Below are 18,048 nucleotides of genomic sequence, written 5' to 3'. Positions count from 1 at the left end.
GCCTAGGCGTTTAGGTGTGCAGCCAACTCGTGGAGGGTGGGAACGGTGTAGTCCGGTTGCGCAAAGTAGCTCGGATAAGGGGCATCGCCTCGGTTGATCCAAGCGGTGCTGAGGCCCGCTTGGGCTGCCCCGTGGATGTCCCAGGGGTGCACGGCGACCAGGAGCATGTCGGCCGGCTGAACCCCCAGAGCATTCGCTGCGTAGTGATAGGCGGAACCGACAGGTTTCCACGCCGGTGCGTCCTCGACGGTGAGAAGGGCGTCAAAGTTATCTCGAATCCCCGCCTCGGACAGCATGGCTTGTGCCAACCGTGCCGACCCGTTGGACAAAGTCGCGAGGCGGTACCCCGAGACCTTCAACGCCCTGACCCCGTCTGCGACATCCGGGTGCAGGTTCAGCGTCCCGAGGCCCTCCAAGACATGGGATACGGCCTCATCGACAGTGCGCGTCAGGGCGATGCCGCGGAACAGATCATGCAGGATCGCGGTACCGATCACGGAGAATCTCGCACTGTCGCCAGACGCGGCGAGGGCGAATCCGTCCCGAAGCAATGATGCGAACCAGATCCGGGCCAGATAACCCGGGGCACCGACCTCCACGAAACGATTCTCCATTGGTGACATGTCCGAGAGGGTTTCATTGACATCGAAAACGATTACTGACGCGGCTGCATTCATGATGGGCTCCTTAAGATTGATCAACGTGCCCGAGATCGGAAACCGACGGCGTCTGTTCACGCCGGTCGTGCCTCGACTCAAACACGAAGTCGGACAAACGATGTGGTCGACCCCTTCCACCCAATAGGCAGAGTCACGGCAGCGAACACGATGCGATCCACGGATCCACGGACCTCCAGTCTACGAAAACCTCGCCCGCGCCCTAAAACTGATCCTGTGAGGCGTGGGATGCACCGCCGGGAATTCCTCCCCTGCCTCATGGTTGTCTTCTAGACGTATCGGAATCGGCGGGTGTACTGCCGCCCGACGGACCGTCGTTCAACTCAACGGAAAGAAGATCGCCATGGACCTCAACAAATTGGATCTCGCCAATCGCCGCGGAATCATCACGGGCGCAGGACAAGGCATCGGCCAGGCCATCGCCCTCGAGTTTGGTCGACGCGGTGGTCACCTCCTGCTGGTCGGCCGCCAATTGGCCACACTCACCGAAACCGCCCGCCTCGTCGCCGCCGCGGGCGGAACAACAGAAATCCTCGTCGAAGATCTGACTCAGCCTGGCGCTGTTGAACGGATCGCCGACACCGTTGCACCGTGGAGCACGGTTGACCTGCTCGTCAACAATGCCGGCAATGTACGCGCGGGTCGGCTCGAGCTCACCAGCGATGCGGATGTCCATTCAATGATCGATCTGAACCTCACCGCTCCGATCCTGCTCACCAAAGCCCTCCTGCCGGCGCTTCGTCAGAGCGGTAAGGGCCGTGGAAGCATCCTCCTGAACGTTTCCAGCGGGATAGCCCTCGTCGGGATGCCGTTCTATTCGATCTACGCGGCCACGAAATCAGGCCTAGCCCAGTTCGGCGAATCGCTGCGCCGGGAATTGATCGGAACGGGCGTGCACGTTGCGACCGTCTACCCGGGGGCCACCGATACCGCCATGATGACCTCGCAGAACGCCGGCGCCGACCTCGGCTGGGACCGCCGCAGCCTGGCCGACGTCATCACCGATCTGATCGCTGCGTTGCAGGCAGGTGAGCATGAAATCAACACCGCACCCGAGGGCCGCCGAGCAATGCAGGAACTCAACCTCACCGACCCATTGGCCGTGGATGCCGCACTGGCTCCCGGCCTCGAAGCCCTCGAACTCGCGGTGCGCGACCACCGCAGCATCTAGCGGCCCAAACTACGAGACCACCACGTGAAGAACACCGCAACCTCAAGCGGATCCAATCTTGCCTCAAAGGCCGAAATCCAGACCCGAAGTGGCATTCTGTGCGCTGGAACGCGGCGGGCGTGGCGTACCGGGCCTCACGCATCCTCTTATCCAATCATCCCTGGCGCGTTCACGGTCAAGTCGGGCTGCGCGTTAGCTGGCGGAGGAGGTCCGGGGCTCAGTCCTAGGCGAACTGTTCTGTGGCCCCCTAAGGTGAGCTCGTAGACGTCGGCATCCAGGTTTCCGATGCCGTGCAGCGCAGCGGCGGATTCGTGAGAAACAACCGCCAGCTCGGGTGACCCGCGGCGCTCGGACGCTCTCGGCCGGGGGTCAAGGGAAAGCCGAGCCAGCTGCGCTGGCGTAACTCCCAGACCACGGGCCTGGGGCGGCGAACGCCAGCAGTGAGCGGATCGCTGAATTGCTGATCCGTTGTCTCACTCTTGGTCGATACCCGCGCAGACCCAATAAGCTTTGTCATTGACGCCTCCCGATGTCTCGCAACCGTCCTTGCCTACCGGCATAGTGTTGACAGCCGAGGCGAGACACGCAGCTTCGTACGTTGCCTTCAGACTGCGATGCCCACAACCCGATCACCGAGAAGGATGTCGACCGTGGCGCTCGTCACGATCGCGCAACGTCGACCTGTCCCATCGTGGCGTCAGCCGCCAGCTTGTGAGACGTGGTCTCCACCGTACCGGTGGGATTTGAAAACTAGACCGTCCCTAATCAGACGCCGGACCGCGCCCAGATCAGCAGGATTACCGGGTTTTTCAATCTTTTAAACACCCGGGACACCGATGCGATTTCATTCAAGTGTTGCCAAAATATTGCCACGCACAGCACGGGACAGTGGACGACTTTGTGGACGCCCGAAGCATTGGGGGAAACCCGATGCTGACGGAGGGATGGTCGAGGCGCATGTGTGCCCCGGCCATCCCTAATCAGGGGTTAGTCCTGTGTGCCGTCTTCGACGGCGACACCGTTGATGTCGTCGCTCGTGTTCTCGGTGTCGGTTTCGGTTTCGGTTTCGGTACCAGACTCGGTGCCGGACTCGTCGGCGGTTTCGCCGTCGTTGGTGCCGTCTTCGACCTCGTCCTGAACGTTGTCCGTGTCGGCCGTCGTGACGCCTCGTTCGACGTGCGAGGTGGACGATGAGGGGCTGGCGGGAGTGGTCTGAGCGCCGGCGGTGAGGGTGATGCCGCCGACGAGGGCCAGGGCCAGAGCGACTGCTGCGCCACCGGCGATTTTCGTCTTCTTCTGCATGGTGTGTGCCTTTCGTGAGTGAGCTCCGCGACTGCGGGGCCATACTTCCAAGCTAGAGAGGGGCACGTGAGATGAGCGTGAGAGTCAGAGCTACTGAGTCACTTTAGGGGCGGAGGGGAAGATTCACTGTCACGGTGGTTCCGATGCCGACCTGGGAGGTGAGCGTGATGCGCCCGTCGTGCGCGTGGATGATCTGCTGCACCAGGCTGAGGCCGATGCCGTGCCCGGGCTGTGATCGCGCCCGGTCCGATCGCCAGAACCGGTCGAAGGCGTGTTTCAGGTCGTTGTTGTCCATGCCGATGCCGGTGTCCCGCACGGTGACGGTGCAGGTGCTGTCGTGGACGGCAGTGCTGACGGTGATGACGCCCGTCGGCGGGGTGAATTTCAACGCGTTGTCGATGACGTTCGCGAACGCTCGAGCGAGCAGGGCCGGGGAGCCCAGAACGGCCGCGGCCCGCCCCCAGTGAACGTCCAGCCGGGCGGCATCCACTGGGCTACTGGCGCGCGCGTCAATGTCGAGGCGGACAAGGTCATTCAGGTCGACGAGTTCGTACGTTTTCTTCAGCTCGGCTCCCGCGCCGCGCGATAGCAGCAGGAGGTCATTGGTGAGCTGGGTGAGGCCGCCGACGGCGTCGAGCGCGGTCTGCATCGCCCGCTCATACTCGGCCGGAGTGCGGATGCTGAGCAGGGCGAGTTCGAGTTCGCCCTGAATGACACTGAGCGGGCTGCGCATCTCGTGAGAGGCGCCATCCACGAAGCGTTGCTGCAGCTCGTAGCTTTTCTGCAACGGTGCCAGGGCGGCGCGGGCCATGAGAAAACTCGCGATCGGGATCAGCACCAACAAGACGGCGTAGAGCACGAGCAGGCCGGTGCGGAGGTTGGCGAAGCCCTGCTCGGCCGCGTTGAGGGCGCCGGCACCGTCCGATTCAGCGGCGTCGAAATCGAAGGTCCCGGTCACGAAGATGTAGATGCCAACCGCGAACGCGGCGAACAGGACCAGCTGCACAATCGTGTAGGTGACGGTGAGTCGAACCAGCGCGCGGTGAAACATCAGCTGTCCGCTTGGATCAGGTAGCCGGCGCCACGCCGGGTCTCGATGATGTCCGTTTCGCCGGGCAGGGTGAGTTTTTGCCGCAGGTAGCGGATGTAGGTTTGCACGACGTTGCTGAATCCCTCGTAGTTGCTGTCCCATGCATGGTCGATCAGCTCGGTGGCGCTGATGACCGTGCCGGCGTTGCTCATCAAGTATTCCAGCACGGCAAATTCCTTCGCCGTCAACACAATCGTGCGACCGGCCCGGACCGCGGTGCGGGTGGCGGGGTCGAGGAATACTCCTTGCGCCCGCAGCACGGGTGCGTGCGCCCGCGGAGAACGCCGAAGGAGCGCCCGCACGCGGGCCAACAGCTCGACCAGGTGGAACGGTTTGACGATGTAGTCGTCGGCGCCGGCGTCGAGCCCTTCAACCTTGGTACGCATCGAATCCAGCGCGGTCAGCATCAGCACGGGCACGTCGCTATTGATCAAGCGGATGCGTCGGCACACGTCCATCCCTCCGCCCGGCAGTCCCGGGAGCATCAGGTCTAGTACGACCAGATCGTAGGTGTCAATTTCGAAGGCCTGGACGCCGTCGGGCGCGGTGTGGGCGACATCGACGGCGTAGCCGGATTCGGTGAGGGTACGACGGATGACGTCCGCGATGCGGACGTCATCCTCGACGACGAGTATCTTCATACGCTGCCCGGCCCGACCGATTGCGGACGTGGCGGGCAGCGGGTGATGGTCATAGCCTCGACCCTAGACCGTGGCCGATGAGACCAGGATGAGAAGCCCGAAACCTCACGGCGATCACTGCGGCATGCACTGCCGCGTTCCGCTGATCCTCACACCCGAGCATTCTGGCGGCGTGAGACGAGGGCTCGGATGACGACGGGAACCACGGAGAGCACAACGATGCCGATCAGCACGAGATCGATGTAGCGTGCGGCGAAGTCGGCGACGCCCGGGATGTGTGCCAGCCCGAAGCCCAGGAGCACCACCGCGGTCGTCCAGAGCACGGCGCCGATGATGTTGAACAGTGTGAAGACCCGCCGGCGCATTTTGCCGACGCCGGCCGCGACGGGGGCAAAGGTGCGCACGACCGGTACGAAGCGGGCGATGGTGACGGCCGCCGGGCCGAACCGATCGAAGAACCCCTGCGTTCGGATGACGCTCTTTCGGCTGAACAGGCCGGAGTCGCGCCGGTCGAAAATACGTCGGCCCGTCGTGCGCCCGATGAGGTAGCCGAGCTGGTCGCCCAGCACCGCCGATAGGGCAATGGCCGGGATCACGATCCAGAGCGGCTGGCTGATCACCCCGCCGAGGACGAGCACGCCGGTGAAGAACAGCAGGGTATCGCCGGGCAGGAAGAACCCGACGAGCAGGCCCGTCTCCACGAACACGATCGCGCAGACGACCACGAGACCCCAGACGCCGGCGCCGGCGATCACAGATTGCGGATCCAGAAAACCGGACGTGGGTAGTGCGGTGGCGACCATGGTGTTCATGCTGCAGGGACTTTCTCTGAGTTTTCTGAAGGCGATCCGGGCATCCGCTGCTGCGCGAGGTGTTTAGGCGGTGGCCGTGAGCTGGGCGTCTTCCGGCTGGGCGTCTGCGGTGCGGGCGCGGCGGGTGAGCACGATCACGAGGATGAGGATCACGGCCAGGAACAGCACACTCGTTCCCGTGGTCCCCAGCCCCAGGCCGCCATCAGCGACAGGCTGAGACAGCAGATCGCCGGTGGATGCGCCCAGCGGGCGGGTCAGGATGTAGGCGATCCAGAAGGCCAGCACAGCGTTCAAGTGGAAGACGAAGTACGCCACAGCGACCAGCGCGATGGCGGCGGCGAAGACGAGCAGCGCGACGAAGAAGCCCAGGTTGAGTCCTTCGGCGACGAGGTCGCCCGCCGCAGTCCCGAGGGCGAACGTGAACAACACGGCCAGCCAGTAGAACGACTCCCGCCGAGTCGTGAAGATGGAGTGGATGGACAGGGTCTTCTCCGAGATGGCCCAGACGGTGAAGGTCGCGGCCAGTGCGATGGCGAAGACGACCGTCGTCACCCACAGGGGAACGCCGAGGCTGTCGGTGAGGTTATCGGTGATCAGAGTTCCCACAACGCTGATGAGCACCACGGCCAGCCAGTAAACCGCCGGGGTGTATTTCTGCAATCTGAATTGCACGATCAGCGCGGCGACCAACAGGACCGCCATAATGATCGACGTGATCGTCAGTCCCAGGTTGAGGTCGACGTTGAGGAAGTCCGCGGCGGTCTCCCCCACTGTGGTCGCGAGTACCTTGATCACCCAGAAGATGAGGGTGACCTCGGGCACCTTGGTGAGGATATTCCGGACGGGCGAAAAGGTCGTGGAGCGGGTCGAGGTCGTGGACATGTGTTCCTCCTGGGATGGGGTCGGTAACACCAGCGAACACGGTGGTGTCTAAGACTTCTCACAGAAGAAGGCAATCATCGAAAACGATTTTTCTTACCGGCTGAGCGGCGACCTGCTCGACGGAGCAGGATCAGGATGCGGCTGGCTTCGCGCGCGGGAGGGTGAGGCTGATCGCTGTGCCTGCGGCGCCGCTGTCGACGACGTGCACGGCTCCTCCGTAGCGCACCGCAATTTCCCGCACCAAGGACAGGCCGATACCAAACCCCGTTCGGGCGTCCCCGCCACCGTCCACGGCCGCGCCGGAGTGCGCGAATCGATCAAAGATGCGGGCGGGGTCGATGCCTTGAATGCCGGGACCGCGATCGCGCACGGTGACCACCACCGTCTTCTTGGTCACGGCCACGCCCACCGCGACGATCGACCCGCTGGGGGCGAAGCGCACAGCGTTATCCAACAGCGCGACCGCGCATCGGGTGATGCTGGAGGCGGGCACACGCACCGGCGCGGGCTGGGCCGCATCCATTTCAATGGTGATGTTTTTGTCGACGGCGATCAGTGCCATCGATTGCACCGCGGCATCGACGGCAGCGACCAGATCGACGACGACGGTGTCGTGCACGGCCGCGCCGCCGACTTCAGCAGATTCGAGCAAGTCGTTGACGATGTGGATGAGGTCCTTCGCATCGCTGCGGAGCTCCGCAACGACCGAGGACGACGGGTCATCGGCGGGGAGGGTGCGCTGCAGAATTTGCAGGCGGGCATCAAGCACCGCAAGCGGAGTTCGGAGTTCATGGCTGGCGTCAGCGACAAACGCCCGTTGGATGCGCAGCACATCACCGAGCGGTTGCACGGCCCGGCGGGTGACCAGAAAGCTCAACACACCGGCCAGAATGATCAATGCCACGCCCAACACTCCCGCGGCCCGCAGCAGGTTGACCGCGCTGACCTGCAGGTTGTCGGTGTCGGGCACCGGTTCGAACAGCTCACCGGGCGAGATCTCGGACAGGATGTAAACGAAGACGGCCACGATGACCACCGCGACAACCGCAGCGCACGCGATCGCGATGCGGGTCCCGACGAGTCGGGAGGCCCGACGGATGGCGAGGGTGTCGCTGTCAACGATGCGGGTTCTGCTTCGGATCATGGCTGTCCCAGGCGGTAACCCGCACCGCGCACGGTGAGGACGATGTCGGTTTCGGTCTTGCGCCGCAGATAATGCACGTAGGTGTCCACCGTCCCGGCGGTGTCCGCGGCGCTGAACACGGTCTGCAGGATCTGCTGGCGGGAGAACGTGCGTTGTGGGGCATCCGCTAACAATTTGAGCAGTTCGTTCTCCTTCACCGTCAGCAGGATGCGCCCGTCATACGGGGAATAGATCGTTCGACTGTCGGGGTAGTACTCCCAGGCGCCCACCAGCACCGTGCGGCCCTCCCCGGTGAAGACCCGACGGATGGCCCGGAGCCGGGCGAAGAGCTCATCGAATTCGAACGGTTTGACCAGGTAATCGTTGGCGCCGATGTCCAGCCCGGCCACCTTGTCCCCCGTCGTTCCCAGCGCAGTGAGGAGCAGGATGGGAGTGGTCACCAGTTTGCGGCGGAGCGCTTCAACCACTCCGAGGCCGTCCAGCGTCGGCAGGCGCCGGTCGATCACCATCACCTCGAACTCGCCGCCGAGACCGGCCGCAAGTCCCTCCGCGCCGTCGGCGACCAGGGTGACATCGTAGTTTTCCGTGAGCACGTCGCGGATCATCGGGCCGAGCTTGGCATCATCTTCGATCAACAACAGCCGGGGGCGAGCTGTGCTCTCAGCGGGCATTCCAGACTCCTCCGTGCACGGGTCCAGCGTGGAGGCCGGATCGACGTTCGCTCCAGTGTGCCAGTAGTAGCACCGAGGCGGCGTTTACCAGCGCCACGGCAGCAAGCGAGTACACGACCGACGCCACCACATCCGACGGGTAATGCACCCCCAAATAGACCCGGGACGCAGCCGTGGCGAGCACCACCACCGCGGCCGTTCCAATTACAAACGGATGCCATCGGTGACCGGCCGTGACGAGGACGACCCCGAGCAGGAAGCAGGCGGCGAAGCTGGTGTGTCCGCTCGGAAAGCTGAGACCACCCGGTTCAAGCAGCAGGATGTGCGGCAGCGAAGGTATGTCAGGTCGCGCCCGCTGCACCAGGAGTTTGATCACGTCGGCGCCCAGCGTGGGAATCATCACCACCAGCACGAAGCGGATCGCCGCGCCGGGTCGCCGGGTCAACAGCAGCACCGACCCGGCTGCCAACAAGACCAGTACCACGCCCACTGCGGGGCTGAACAGCCAGTCAATGCCGAGGGCCACCGCGTCCAGAGGCGCGCTGTGGTCAGCGTTTACCTGCCGGAGAACATTCATCTCCCCGTCCGTCCACCCCGCCGACCCGGTCAGTACGAACCCAGCGGCTATGACAGTGAGAATGACTCCAGCCGCGGGAAGAGCGGTCCGAACGAAGCTGTGGAGTGGTCGGGTTTCTGAGCTCATCCCCCCAGACTCACCCGTCACGTCACAGAACCGTCTAAGAATTGTGTCTGCCGGGACGGGCTCTCACTGACGATTCAGTCCCGCTCCGCAGGAGTTGGTTCCTTCAACACCTACCCGGAGCAGTTCACCGAACGACGCGGTGAACACAAGCAGTGCACCTCCCGGCAAACTGGCCGTGGGAAACCGGGTGGACAGCCGCATTCGCAGCGGCCTGCGGGCCGTGGAGGCTGCGGTTGTCGAATAGCTCACGCGGTCTCGGCTCCGAGCTGCAGCCTGGTCATCACGGCTTCGACGCGGGCGCGTGCCGGAGCGTCCAACCCTCGGATGGGGCGCGGCAGACAGTCCGGGGCCACCAAGCCCAGTTGTTCTGCGATCGCGGCAACCACCCGGTAGCTCCCGCCGAGCTCGGCGAAGAGGGCCCACAGCGGCTCGAGCCGCGCGGACTGTTGCTCGGCTTCGCTGCTATCGCCGTGTTGTGCGGCCCGTGTGATCGCGAGGGCGAGTTCGGGGAGTGTTCCGCCGATCACGGAGTACCAGGCGTCGCATCCGGCGTTCAACCCGGTCGCTGCCGAGGCATCACCAGAGACCCCCACGGTCACGTGTGCGGGCACCGCATCCCGGATTGTTTGCACCCGGGCGGCGGCACGGGCTGGCACTCCGGGGACTCCCGGGATCTTGATCGAGGCCACTTGCGGGAGTCGGGCGATGCTGGCGTACAGGTCGTCGGTAAAGGTGACGTGGGTGGTGCCAGGGTTGTCGTAGACGACCAACGGCACAGACAGGTTCGAGGTCACGTCCTCGAACAAGCCGAAGACGTCATCGTCCGTGAGCGGCTGGTAGCTGACCGGTGCCAGCAGCACGGCGCGTGCGCCGGCTTCCTGCGCGTCTTCCGCCAGGGCGAGGACGTGCGACGTGCGGAGCGCACCAATGCCGACGATAACTGGCACCGTCTCGGCGTGCTGGACGGCGCACAGTGCCACGCGGCGTCGCTCCTCGCGGTCCAGATACAGGTACGACCCGGTCGAGCCGAGAGCGGTGATCGAGTCGACACCCGCAGCGACCAACTTCCCGATCAGAGCGGCGTAGGCGGTCTCGTCGAATGCGTCGTTGCGGAGCGGCGTCAAGGGGAAGGCGCTCAGACCGGTGAACATGGGCACTCCATTCGGATGGCAGTAGCTGCGGCAGTCCTTCCAGCATAGTGCACTATGATGCACCGTATGGGTGTTGAACGGGATGACTTGGCGGCGGTCATCGGCGCGCGCATTCGAGCGGGCCGGCATGCCCTGAAGTGGACGCTCGATGAGGTGGCGGCGCAGTCCGGGGTCAGCCGTCGGATGATCGTCACGGTCGAAAAAGGCGAGGCCAACCCGAGCGTGGCGACCCTGCTCCTTCTCAGTGATGCGCTCGGAATCGGCCTTCCGACGCTGGTCGCAGCCCGGGACGGTGTTCCAGCGGCACTGACGCGTCGCGGCGACGGCGCCGAACTGTGGTCAAGCCCGAGCGGCGGTAGTGGAATTTTGCTTGCGGGTACCCCCTCGCCCGACGTCTTGGAACTGTGGCAGTGGACCCTCGCCCCCGGAGATACCCACGAAAGCACTCCCCATGTTGCAGGCACACGAGAGATCCTGCACGTCGGCCGAGGCGTGGTGAACCTCACCGCCGGCCCCGATGAGGTGAACCTCAGCCCCGGCGATACCTTCGCGTTCGATGGCGACCAAGCGCACGCCTACGCGAACACGTCGAATTCCACTGCGGAGTTCACGCTCGCCGTCTTCGAGCCCGGCGTCGGTACGTCCAGCCCACGCCCCTCCCACCAGACCACCTGACGACAGGAACACCATGACGACCTATCACGACCTCCTCAGCGGGGCCTACGTCGACGATGAGATCTTCGCGCTTCGACCGGACTACCGCGCCTGCCTCCTCACGGTGTCTGGCCTCACCCCGGGGGAAAGCGACGACGCCAGTGACGCTCTGCTGCACGAGGCGGAGACAACAGCCCGGCACCTCCTGGCAGCAGCACCGGTCGAGGAGGTGCCGCACGTTGCGGCGTGGCGGGATGCCTACCGTGGCTTCGGTGCGAAACCACAACGCACGCGGAACAGCCTCGAGGCGCTCCTTCGCCGGGCCGGGGACGGGCTGCCACGGGTGAACCGGCTGACGGACCTCTATAACGCGATCTCTGTCCTGCATCAGGTGCCTCTCGGCGGCGAGGACCTTGACCGTTACGTCGGCGCACCCCGCCTCATCCGTGCCGCTGGCGACGAAACTTTCGATACCACTGCCGGCGGCGCCGACGTCACCGAGCACCCCGACTCCGGTGAGGTCGTTTGGTGCGATGACGCCGGCGTCACCTGCCGGCGGTGGAACTGGCGTCAAGGCCGCCGCACGCAGCTGCGCGACAGCACCACACGTGTCCTGTTCATCTTGGATGGGCTCGCCCCGATGACCGACGAGCAGCTGCACACAGCGACCGAAGACCTCGCCACCCACCTCGCCCGGCTCGGCCCCGACGTCGTCGTCGAATCACGAATCCTCGTGCGCCCCACCCCCAACTGACCTCGCCACTCGCGTTCTACCTCCCGGAACAGGACTGCCATGACGCCTTCACCGGACAAGCACGACGCCTCGACCGTTGGCGAACTTACCTGGGCCGTCCATGGTGGTAACCTCATCGACGCCGGTACGGGCGCGATCCGGAGCCCGTTGGTGATGGCGAACTCCTATTTACTGCCCGAGGACCCGGCATCGATGAACTGATCAGCGACCGAGCAGCTGGTCTGCGGGCGGAATGGTTCCGCCAACCAGGAAGCCCTTGAAATAAAGATCGCAGCGCTCGAAGGCGGGGAGGTGACGGTAGCGTTCGCGACCGATGTCGCGGCCCTCCACGGGGTATTCTTCACCCTGCTACGCACCGGCGATCACGTGATCGTCTCCGACGTCACCTGCGAGGCCGTCTGGCGACTGTTCTCTGAGCTGCTGCCGGAACGGTACGGGATCGAAGCGTCCTTCGTCGACGTCGCCGGCCTCGACGCGGTCCGGGAAGCAATCCGGCAACGCCGCCCTGATCGACCGAATCCGCCATGACGCCTGGGTCGACGTCTGCGGGGTTACGAACCGCGCCCTGAGCAGATTTTGAGAGCTTTCACGCGCATCCTCTGAGCTCCGCCAAGTAGTCCTCCACCGGCCGAGCAACGTGGCCAACTCGTCGAGCGACTCCCCCGTGAGCGTGAACTACTCAGCGACACCCTCGAAGAGCATCGCGAGCTCGTCGAGTTCGACGTCCCAGCCCTCCCGGTTCTGCTCAAGACGTTCGCGACGGTAGCGGGTGCCGCCGGGGAGGGTGTCGAAGCCCGATTCGATCACCGTGACATCCGTCCCGGAACCAGCATCGGCGATGGTGAAGCGCACGTGCGTCGAGTACTCGTCGAGCTGTTCGGCGGGGATGCCCGACCAACGGAAGCCGAACGAGCCGTCGGGCACGACCTCGGTGATTTCGATCGGGAAGCTACCGTAGTCATCCCAGTCGATGCTGCCAGTAGCACCGGGCTCGAGGGCGGTGAACACCACACCGTCGCCAAACCACTTGACCATCACCTTGGGGTCGGTCAGCGCCTTCCAGACGCGCGCGCGCGAAGCCTCGATGTGCACGGTGCGGGTCACGGTGTGCCCCTTGATTCTTGCCTGATCAGACACGGTGTTTCCTTCACGTTCAAGCCGAGCGCGACGAGACATTGCCCGCCGAGCGGCACATCAATAAGTTCTGCAAACGCACCTCGTCGAGCCTACCCATGATTGCCTATCTGTTCACGGCCGGGTGAGCGCCGTGAACGCGGATGTGTGCTCGGCAATGGATAGCTGCAAACGCCTACGGAACGGCGAGCAGCATCGCCGGCACGCCCCAATTCAGCCCGCGCCGAGTGTTAAAGGCGTCGATCGCGAGGGCGGTCGGCATGAACCGGCGCAAGAAAGAATAGGTGCGGGCGGTGGCGGCCAGAATGAGTTCGAACATGGCGCGGCCTTTCAGATGTTCGGCAACAAGAACCTGAAAGACGGAGAGTCGTCAAGCTGTCGCAACGAGCGACGGCGCATAAAAGAGGCTGACTACGATTATTTTAGAATCGGATGTCGGCCGGCGAAAGTGTCGCGCACACCATTTCCCAGAGGAGTCTTCCTGCAGCGGATCGCGCTCAAACCGTTTCGCCGAACCGTGGGAACGGTCAGGACGAGCCGCTCCATGCGGCCGGAACGATGGTCCAGAGAAGCTCGGTCTGTCCCCCACTGCGGTTGTCCCAAGAGTGGGGTTGGCGCCCCGCGACGGTCATCGTGTCCCCCTCCGATAGTTCAACTTCGCCTCCTACCAGCCGAAGGACGAGGCTCCCGGATAACACGTGTAACACCTCGACATCGCAGTTGATCGTGTATAGCGCGTCTCCCCCTGAGGCTCCGGGGGCGAGGGTCGAGCGGAGTACTTGCACCCGTGACTCGCCCCGTGGGGTGAGCAGCTTTTCGATCGCGCCCTTCCCACCCATGTTGATGAGTGCCGCATCGGCGAGGGCTATGACCTCGTTATCGGGCGCCTCGAAGAGCGAGCCGAGTTGAAGGGAAAGCACCTGGCACAGTGCCACGAGCGAAGACACGCTGGGCGAGGTCTCGTCTCGCTCCACTCTGCTAATGAAGCCGGTGCTGAGGTTACTTGCCTCGGCTACGTCCGCGATCGTCAAGGCCTGGGCTAGCCGCGTTGCCCGGAGTTTCGCTCCGATCGCGAGCGGTGCGCCCGATGGTGCTGGGTTGAGAGCTCGCACAGTGCCTTGCCTTTCTTAACGGGTTTCGACCTGACGTGGGACTGTTTCCCAGTATCTCGCGATCTCTCACCGCTTCCCGCCATAAGCGCGGCCGGCGTCGCCGCGGGCCGGGCTTAGCGCGGTGTCATGGCCGAAAGGATTTCGTAGGCGACATGGGAGGCGGCAACGGCCGTGATCTGCGCATGGTCGTAGGCGGGGGCGACTTCGACGACGTCGGCTCCGACGATCCGCACGGCGCTCAGCGCACGGATGATGGCCAGCAATTCTCTGCTCGTCAGCCCGCCCGCTTCCGGGGTGCCGGTTCCGGGAGCGTGAGCGGGGTCGAGAACGTCGATATCGACGGACACGTATACCGGGCGGTTGCCGAGGCGGGCCAGCATCCGCTTCACGACTCCGGCAACGCCCTCGGTCTCGACTTCGTGGGCGGCAATGACAGCGAAGCCCAGGCGGGCGTCATCGGTGAGGTCCTTGCGGCCGTAGAGCGGGCCACGAATACCGATATGCAGGCTGGCTTCGAGGTCGATTAAACCCTCCTCGGATGCGCGGCGAAAGGGCGTGCCGTGGGTCACAGGTGCGCCGAAGTAGGTGTCCCACGTGTCGAGGTGAGCGTCGAAGTGCAGCACCGCGACCGGACCCGTCACCTTGGTGACCGCCCGCAGCAGGGGAAGGGCGATGGTGTGGTCCCCCCCAATCGTCAGCAGTCGTGTTCCGCCAGCGCCGAGACGGGTTGCCTCTGCCTCAATCTGAGCGACTGCCTCATCGATATTGAAGGGGTTCGCCGCAATGTCTCCGGCGTCGACGACCTGCTGGGCGGAGAAGGGCTCTACATCCTGCACGGGATTGTAGGGCCGGAGCAGCCGGGAGGCCTCGCGCACGTGGGCCGGGCCGAAGCGGGCTCCGGGACGGTAGCTGACACCGCTGTCAAACGGCACACCCACAACGGCTATGTCTGCGTTGGACACGTCTTCGATGCGGGGAAGTCGGGCGAAGGTGGCGATGCCGGCATAGCGGGGTGAAATGCTGGCGTCGGATGGGCCGATCGGATTGTTCATGGGAGCTTTCTTGGAAGGAATCGGTGGAAGAGTGAACTGCGAGCCGGTGGTGACAGGGAGTGCGGCCTGCCTATGGCGTAAGTTGCAGCGCGACAGCCCGCACGGGCGCTCCATCCGCCGCGTCGAAGGCGATGGGCAGCAGGGAGATGAAGGGCTCATCGAAGTCGACCGACGCAAGATTCGTGAGGTTCTCGCAGATCACGCCGTCAACGTCTGCAATGAGGTGATGCACGGGAAAGCCCTCACCGTGATGGGTGGAGTTCGGTGTCTCATCGATGTTGATCGCGTCGATCCCGAAGGTGCGAATGCCCAGGGCAATGAGTTTGGCGCAGGCATCGGCGTCGAGGAATGGATTGTCGAAGTAGGTCGGTGAGCCGCAGTGCGCGCTCCATCCCGTGTGGAGAAGCACGATAGCTCCCGGCAGAAGTTGCGCCTCGACGGGCTTGAAGTACGACCACGTGATGCGACCGCGCGCGCCCGCGGCACGGGCGTCGACGAGTACACCTGTGCCGACGAACCGGTCCAGCGGCAACTCATCGAGTTTCTTGGCCGCATCATCAAAGTGGTACGGAGCGTCAACGTGGGTGCCTGTTTGTGACCCCATGGACACCGAGAGAAGGTTAAAGCCGTCGCGATCGATCGTGCTGTGCGGGTCAAACCGTGGCACAGGATCTCCCGGATAGACCTGGGTGTCTGCGTTCACCAGGAGGGAGAGATCCACGACCTTGTTTGTCTTCATAGACAAAAACTATTGCACAAGAGACAACATCCCGCTAGTGTCAATCAAAACCTGCCGCCTCCGCCGGCCCCCCCTCCACGAGTCAAAGGCAAACCCATGAGTGACAACAATGGCGTTCATCACACCGCGCCCGCCGTCGAGCTAAACGCGCGGCCAAAAATCACCGAGGTTGAAACCCTCGGCGTCGACACCATTCCCGACGCCGACCGTACCTCGACCTGGCTCGACCTCCTCCGCATCCAGTTCGGCGGCGCGAACACGTTTGCCACCGTGCTGCTCGGTACCTTCCCGATCGTCCTTGGCCTATCCTTCTGGCAAGCCACCCTCGCAACGATCTGCGGAGTGCTCGTCGGCACGTTCTTCCTGATGCCGATGGGACTATTCGGCCCGAAAACAGGCACCAACAACGCGGTGTCATCCGCTGCATTCTTCGGCGTGCGCGGGCGAGTGGTCGGCTCGTTCCTCTCCCTTCTCACCGCCATCGCCTTCTACTCCATCTCAGTGTGGGTCAGTGGCGACGCACTCGTGGGTGCGCTCACCCGGCTTGGAGGCATACCGGACTCAATCGGACTTCGCACCCTGGTCTACGGAGTGATCGGAGTGATCGTCATCGTCGTGGTGGTGTTCGGTTATCAGTTCATGCTGCTGGTGAACAAGACCGCGGTCATCGCCAACACGATCCTCATCCTGCTGGCTATCGTCGCGTTCAACGGTGTGTTTGACAGCTCCTACAATCCCGGACCCGCGGCCTTCGCGCTCGGCTCCTTCTGGCCGACATTCGTCGCCGCCGCGCTCATCGTGGCCTCCAACCCCATCTCGTTCGGGGCGTTCCTCGGAGATTGGTCCCGGTATATCCCCCGCACCACCCCTCCGCGCAAGATCCTCGGCGCAACACTGATCGGCCAGTCCCTCACCCTCATTCCCTTCCTCTTCGGTGTGGCGACCGCAACGATCGTCGCTGGCGAGAGCGACTACGTCGTCGCCCTCATCCAGGCATCGCCCATCTGGTACGCGGTACTCCTCATGGGAGTGGCCTTCATCGGCGGACTGTCGACGGGCACGACCTCGCTCTACGGCACAGGCCTCGACTTCTCCTCCGTCTTTCCTCGATTCACCCGCGCCCAGGCCACCATCGGTATCGGCATCGTCGCCTTCCTCTTCATCCTGACCGGTCGCATCTTCTTCGACCTGCTCGGCGCCGTGAACGCTTTCGTCGGAGCCATCATCGTCACGACCACCCCGTGGATGGTCATCATGGCCATTGGCTACATCGTGCGCCGAGGCAGCTTTCGCCCGCGCGATCTCCAGGTTTTCAACCGAGGTGAAATCGGCGGCGCTTACTGGTTCAACAACGGAGTCAACTGGCGCGGAATGGTCGCCTGGATCGGAGCCGCTACCCTCGGACTGCTCTTTGCGAACTACCCGCCCATCATCGTTGGACCCTTCATCAATCTGGGCGGCGGCGTCGATCTCAGCCTCGCGATCGCCGTGATCTCGGCGGCCGTTCTCTATCTTGGAGCGCTTTGGCTCTTTCCCGAGCCACGATTCGTGTTTGGTGATCAAGGCGCACGCGGCGTACCAACCAGAGAATCGACTATCCCTGCCATCGAAACCGACCATTCGTCCACCGCCGCCAAGGTCGCAGCACGCCGAGTCGGATCCGCAACGTGAGCATGCCCGAAGCAGTGACAGCGGATGCGTTGGCCGCAGCCGACCAGATCATCGAGGACTTCGGTCATCACCACCGCGACGCCTATTTCGCCCGGTTCAGCCCGCAGGCAACCTTCATGTTCCACAACGTCGGGCGGCGCCTGGAGTCGCGGGAAGAGTATGAGCAGCTCTGGCTGGAATGGGAATCAGACGGATTCACGGTCATCTCATGCACGTCTACGAACCGCCGCATTCAGCTGGTTGGCTCCGTCGCCGTGTTCACCCACGATGTCGAGACAGTCTCCGAAGTTGCGGGCGAACGGTCGACAAGTCAGGAATCTGAGACCATCGTGCTTTCACTCACAGGCGGAACCTGGCTCGGTATCCACGAGCACCTGTCCATGCGCACCAACAACGCCGCCGACTAACTCCCCCGACGGCGATCGCAGTCGCTCTTAGTAACTCTAAGGTGACTCGAGCGACTTCTGCGCCAGCGCAAACAATAGGCAGCTTTCCGGGATAAACGTTGAATAAACGTTGACAGCATCGGGTGTCATGCATCTGTGCGGGCTGGAAATTCCTGATCACGGGAGTTCCAATCGCGGTGGTGAGACTTGAACCCAGAACTAATGGAAATGCTCCGAATGTGACACGTTCGCCAGTGAAGACAAGACTTGATCAGGTGTCGTTTTGACGAGGCTCCCGGGAC

22 protein-coding genes are annotated in these 18,048 nt (G+C 63.7%); 7 read left to right on the top strand and 15 right to left on the bottom strand.

The window, feature by feature from the left end; all coding sequences use genetic code 11:
- Positions 1-2: 2 nt before the first annotated feature.
- The gene (locus E3O45_RS13755) at positions 3-677 is read right to left on the bottom strand and encodes a haloacid dehalogenase type II (protein WP_134443891.1); all 675 of its coding nucleotides are present in this window, start codon (positions 675-677) and stop codon (positions 3-5) included.
- A 343-nt stretch (positions 678-1,020) separates the two neighbouring features.
- Between E3O45_RS13755 and E3O45_RS13750 the strand changes: the two genes are divergently transcribed.
- The gene (locus tag E3O45_RS13750; protein ID WP_134443890.1) at positions 1,021-1,848 is read left to right on the top strand and encodes an SDR family oxidoreductase; all 828 of its coding nucleotides are present in this window, start codon (positions 1,021-1,023) and stop codon (positions 1,846-1,848) included.
- 987 nt (positions 1,849-2,835) lie between these two features.
- On the opposite strand, the gene E3O45_RS13740 is transcribed toward E3O45_RS13750, so the two are convergent.
- The 9 genes from E3O45_RS13740 to E3O45_RS13700 form a co-directional block, all read right to left on the bottom strand.
- Complete coding sequence (locus E3O45_RS13740; protein WP_134443889.1) at positions 2,836-3,150, bottom strand: hypothetical protein; 315 nt, start codon at positions 3,148-3,150, stop codon at positions 2,836-2,838.
- A gap of 103 nt (positions 3,151-3,253) precedes the next feature.
- Positions 3,254-4,201, bottom strand: a complete 948-nt coding sequence (locus E3O45_RS13735) for a cell wall metabolism sensor histidine kinase WalK (RefSeq protein WP_134443888.1) — start codon at positions 4,199-4,201, stop codon at positions 3,254-3,256.
- Positions 4,201-4,881 carry a response regulator transcription factor gene (locus tag E3O45_RS13730; protein WP_134443887.1) on the bottom strand — a complete coding sequence of 227 codons (681 nt, stop codon included), beginning with the start codon at positions 4,879-4,881 and terminating at the stop codon, positions 4,201-4,203. Before E3O45_RS13730 ends, E3O45_RS13735 begins: the two co-directional genes overlap by 1 nt.
- Before the next feature lie 149 nt (positions 4,882-5,030).
- A complete protein-coding gene (locus E3O45_RS13725; RefSeq protein WP_134443967.1) occupies positions 5,031-5,684 on the bottom strand; it encodes a DedA family protein in 654 nt (217 codons plus the stop codon).
- A gap of 72 nt (positions 5,685-5,756) precedes the next feature.
- Complete coding sequence (locus tag E3O45_RS13720; RefSeq protein WP_134443886.1) at positions 5,757-6,575, bottom strand: hypothetical protein; 819 nt, start codon at positions 6,573-6,575, stop codon at positions 5,757-5,759.
- A gap of 130 nt (positions 6,576-6,705) precedes the next feature.
- Positions 6,706-7,719 (bottom strand): HAMP domain-containing sensor histidine kinase, encoded by a 1,014-nt coding sequence (locus E3O45_RS13715; RefSeq protein WP_134443885.1) that lies wholly within the window; start codon positions 7,717-7,719, stop codon positions 6,706-6,708.
- Positions 7,716-8,390: a response regulator transcription factor gene (locus E3O45_RS13710; protein WP_134443884.1), complete on the bottom strand. Its 675-nt coding sequence runs from the start codon at positions 8,388-8,390 to the stop codon at positions 7,716-7,718. Before E3O45_RS13710 ends, E3O45_RS13715 begins: the two co-directional genes overlap by 4 nt.
- A complete protein-coding gene (locus tag E3O45_RS13705; protein ID WP_166789501.1) occupies positions 8,380-8,967 on the bottom strand; it encodes a phosphatase PAP2 family protein in 588 nt (195 codons plus the stop codon). Before E3O45_RS13705 ends, E3O45_RS13710 begins: the two co-directional genes overlap by 11 nt.
- Before the next feature lie 371 nt (positions 8,968-9,338).
- Entirely contained in the window at positions 9,339-10,244 is a 906-nt protein-coding gene (locus tag E3O45_RS13700) for a dihydrodipicolinate synthase family protein (protein WP_134443882.1), read from the bottom strand.
- Between the two features lie 66 nt (positions 10,245-10,310).
- Between E3O45_RS13700 and E3O45_RS13695 the strand changes: the two genes are divergently transcribed.
- The 4 genes from E3O45_RS13695 to E3O45_RS17810 are packed head-to-tail and all read left to right on the top strand — an operon-like array spanning position 10,311 to position 12,180.
- Complete coding sequence (locus E3O45_RS13695) at positions 10,311-10,919, top strand: helix-turn-helix domain-containing protein (RefSeq protein WP_198414327.1); 609 nt, start codon at positions 10,311-10,313, stop codon at positions 10,917-10,919.
- A gap of 13 nt (positions 10,920-10,932) precedes the next feature.
- On the top strand, positions 10,933-11,652 hold the full coding sequence (locus E3O45_RS13690) for a B3/4 domain-containing protein (RefSeq protein ID WP_134443880.1): 720 nt from the start codon (positions 10,933-10,935) through the stop codon (positions 11,650-11,652).
- 39 nt (positions 11,653-11,691) lie between these two features.
- Positions 11,692-11,853, top strand: a complete 162-nt coding sequence (locus tag E3O45_RS17815) for a hypothetical protein (protein WP_198418267.1) — start codon at positions 11,692-11,694, stop codon at positions 11,851-11,853.
- A 15-nt stretch (positions 11,854-11,868) separates the two neighbouring features.
- Complete coding sequence (locus tag E3O45_RS17810; RefSeq protein WP_198418271.1) at positions 11,869-12,180, top strand: PLP-dependent transferase; 312 nt, start codon at positions 11,869-11,871, stop codon at positions 12,178-12,180.
- A 147-nt stretch (positions 12,181-12,327) separates the two neighbouring features.
- On the opposite strand, the gene E3O45_RS13680 is transcribed toward E3O45_RS17810, so the two are convergent.
- The 5 genes from E3O45_RS13680 to E3O45_RS13665 all read right to left on the bottom strand — a co-directional run bounded on the left by E3O45_RS13680 (position 12,328) and on the right by E3O45_RS13665 (position 15,689).
- The gene (locus tag E3O45_RS13680; protein WP_166789500.1) at positions 12,328-12,789 is read right to left on the bottom strand and encodes an SRPBCC domain-containing protein; all 462 of its coding nucleotides are present in this window, start codon (positions 12,787-12,789) and stop codon (positions 12,328-12,330) included.
- Positions 12,790-12,961: 172 nt separating this feature from the next.
- The gene (locus tag E3O45_RS17575; protein WP_166789499.1) at positions 12,962-13,105 is read right to left on the bottom strand and encodes a hypothetical protein; all 144 of its coding nucleotides are present in this window, start codon (positions 13,103-13,105) and stop codon (positions 12,962-12,964) included.
- A 208-nt stretch (positions 13,106-13,313) separates the two neighbouring features.
- Positions 13,314-13,898 (bottom strand): helix-turn-helix domain-containing protein, encoded by a 585-nt coding sequence (locus E3O45_RS13675; protein ID WP_134443878.1) that lies wholly within the window; start codon positions 13,896-13,898, stop codon positions 13,314-13,316.
- 113 nt (positions 13,899-14,011) lie between these two features.
- Positions 14,012-14,950 (bottom strand): agmatinase, encoded by a 939-nt coding sequence (gene speB / locus E3O45_RS13670; RefSeq protein WP_134443877.1) that lies wholly within the window; start codon positions 14,948-14,950, stop codon positions 14,012-14,014.
- A 70-nt stretch (positions 14,951-15,020) separates the two neighbouring features.
- Positions 15,021-15,689 (bottom strand): cyclase family protein, encoded by a 669-nt coding sequence (locus E3O45_RS13665; protein ID WP_134443876.1) that lies wholly within the window; start codon positions 15,687-15,689, stop codon positions 15,021-15,023.
- A 96-nt stretch (positions 15,690-15,785) separates the two neighbouring features.
- On the opposite strand from E3O45_RS13665, the gene E3O45_RS13660 reads away from it, so the two are divergent.
- Both E3O45_RS13660 and E3O45_RS13655 read left to right on the top strand, forming a co-directional pair.
- Complete coding sequence (locus E3O45_RS13660) at positions 15,786-17,360, top strand: cytosine permease (RefSeq protein WP_134443875.1); 1,575 nt, start codon at positions 15,786-15,788, stop codon at positions 17,358-17,360.
- Positions 17,361-17,362: 2 nt separating this feature from the next.
- Positions 17,363-17,767, top strand: coding sequence for a nuclear transport factor 2 family protein (locus E3O45_RS13655; protein ID WP_134443966.1), 405 nt, complete (start codon positions 17,363-17,365; stop codon positions 17,765-17,767).
- Positions 17,768-18,048 lie beyond the last annotated feature (281 nt).

The sequence above is a fragment of the Cryobacterium sp. TMS1-20-1 genome (genome assembly GCF_004402355.1).
Lineage (GTDB): Bacteria > Actinomycetota > Actinomycetes > Actinomycetales > Microbacteriaceae > Cryobacterium > Cryobacterium levicorallinum.
Note: the sequence above shows the minus strand (reverse complement) of the source record. Positions and strands in the feature narration are given on the sequence as shown.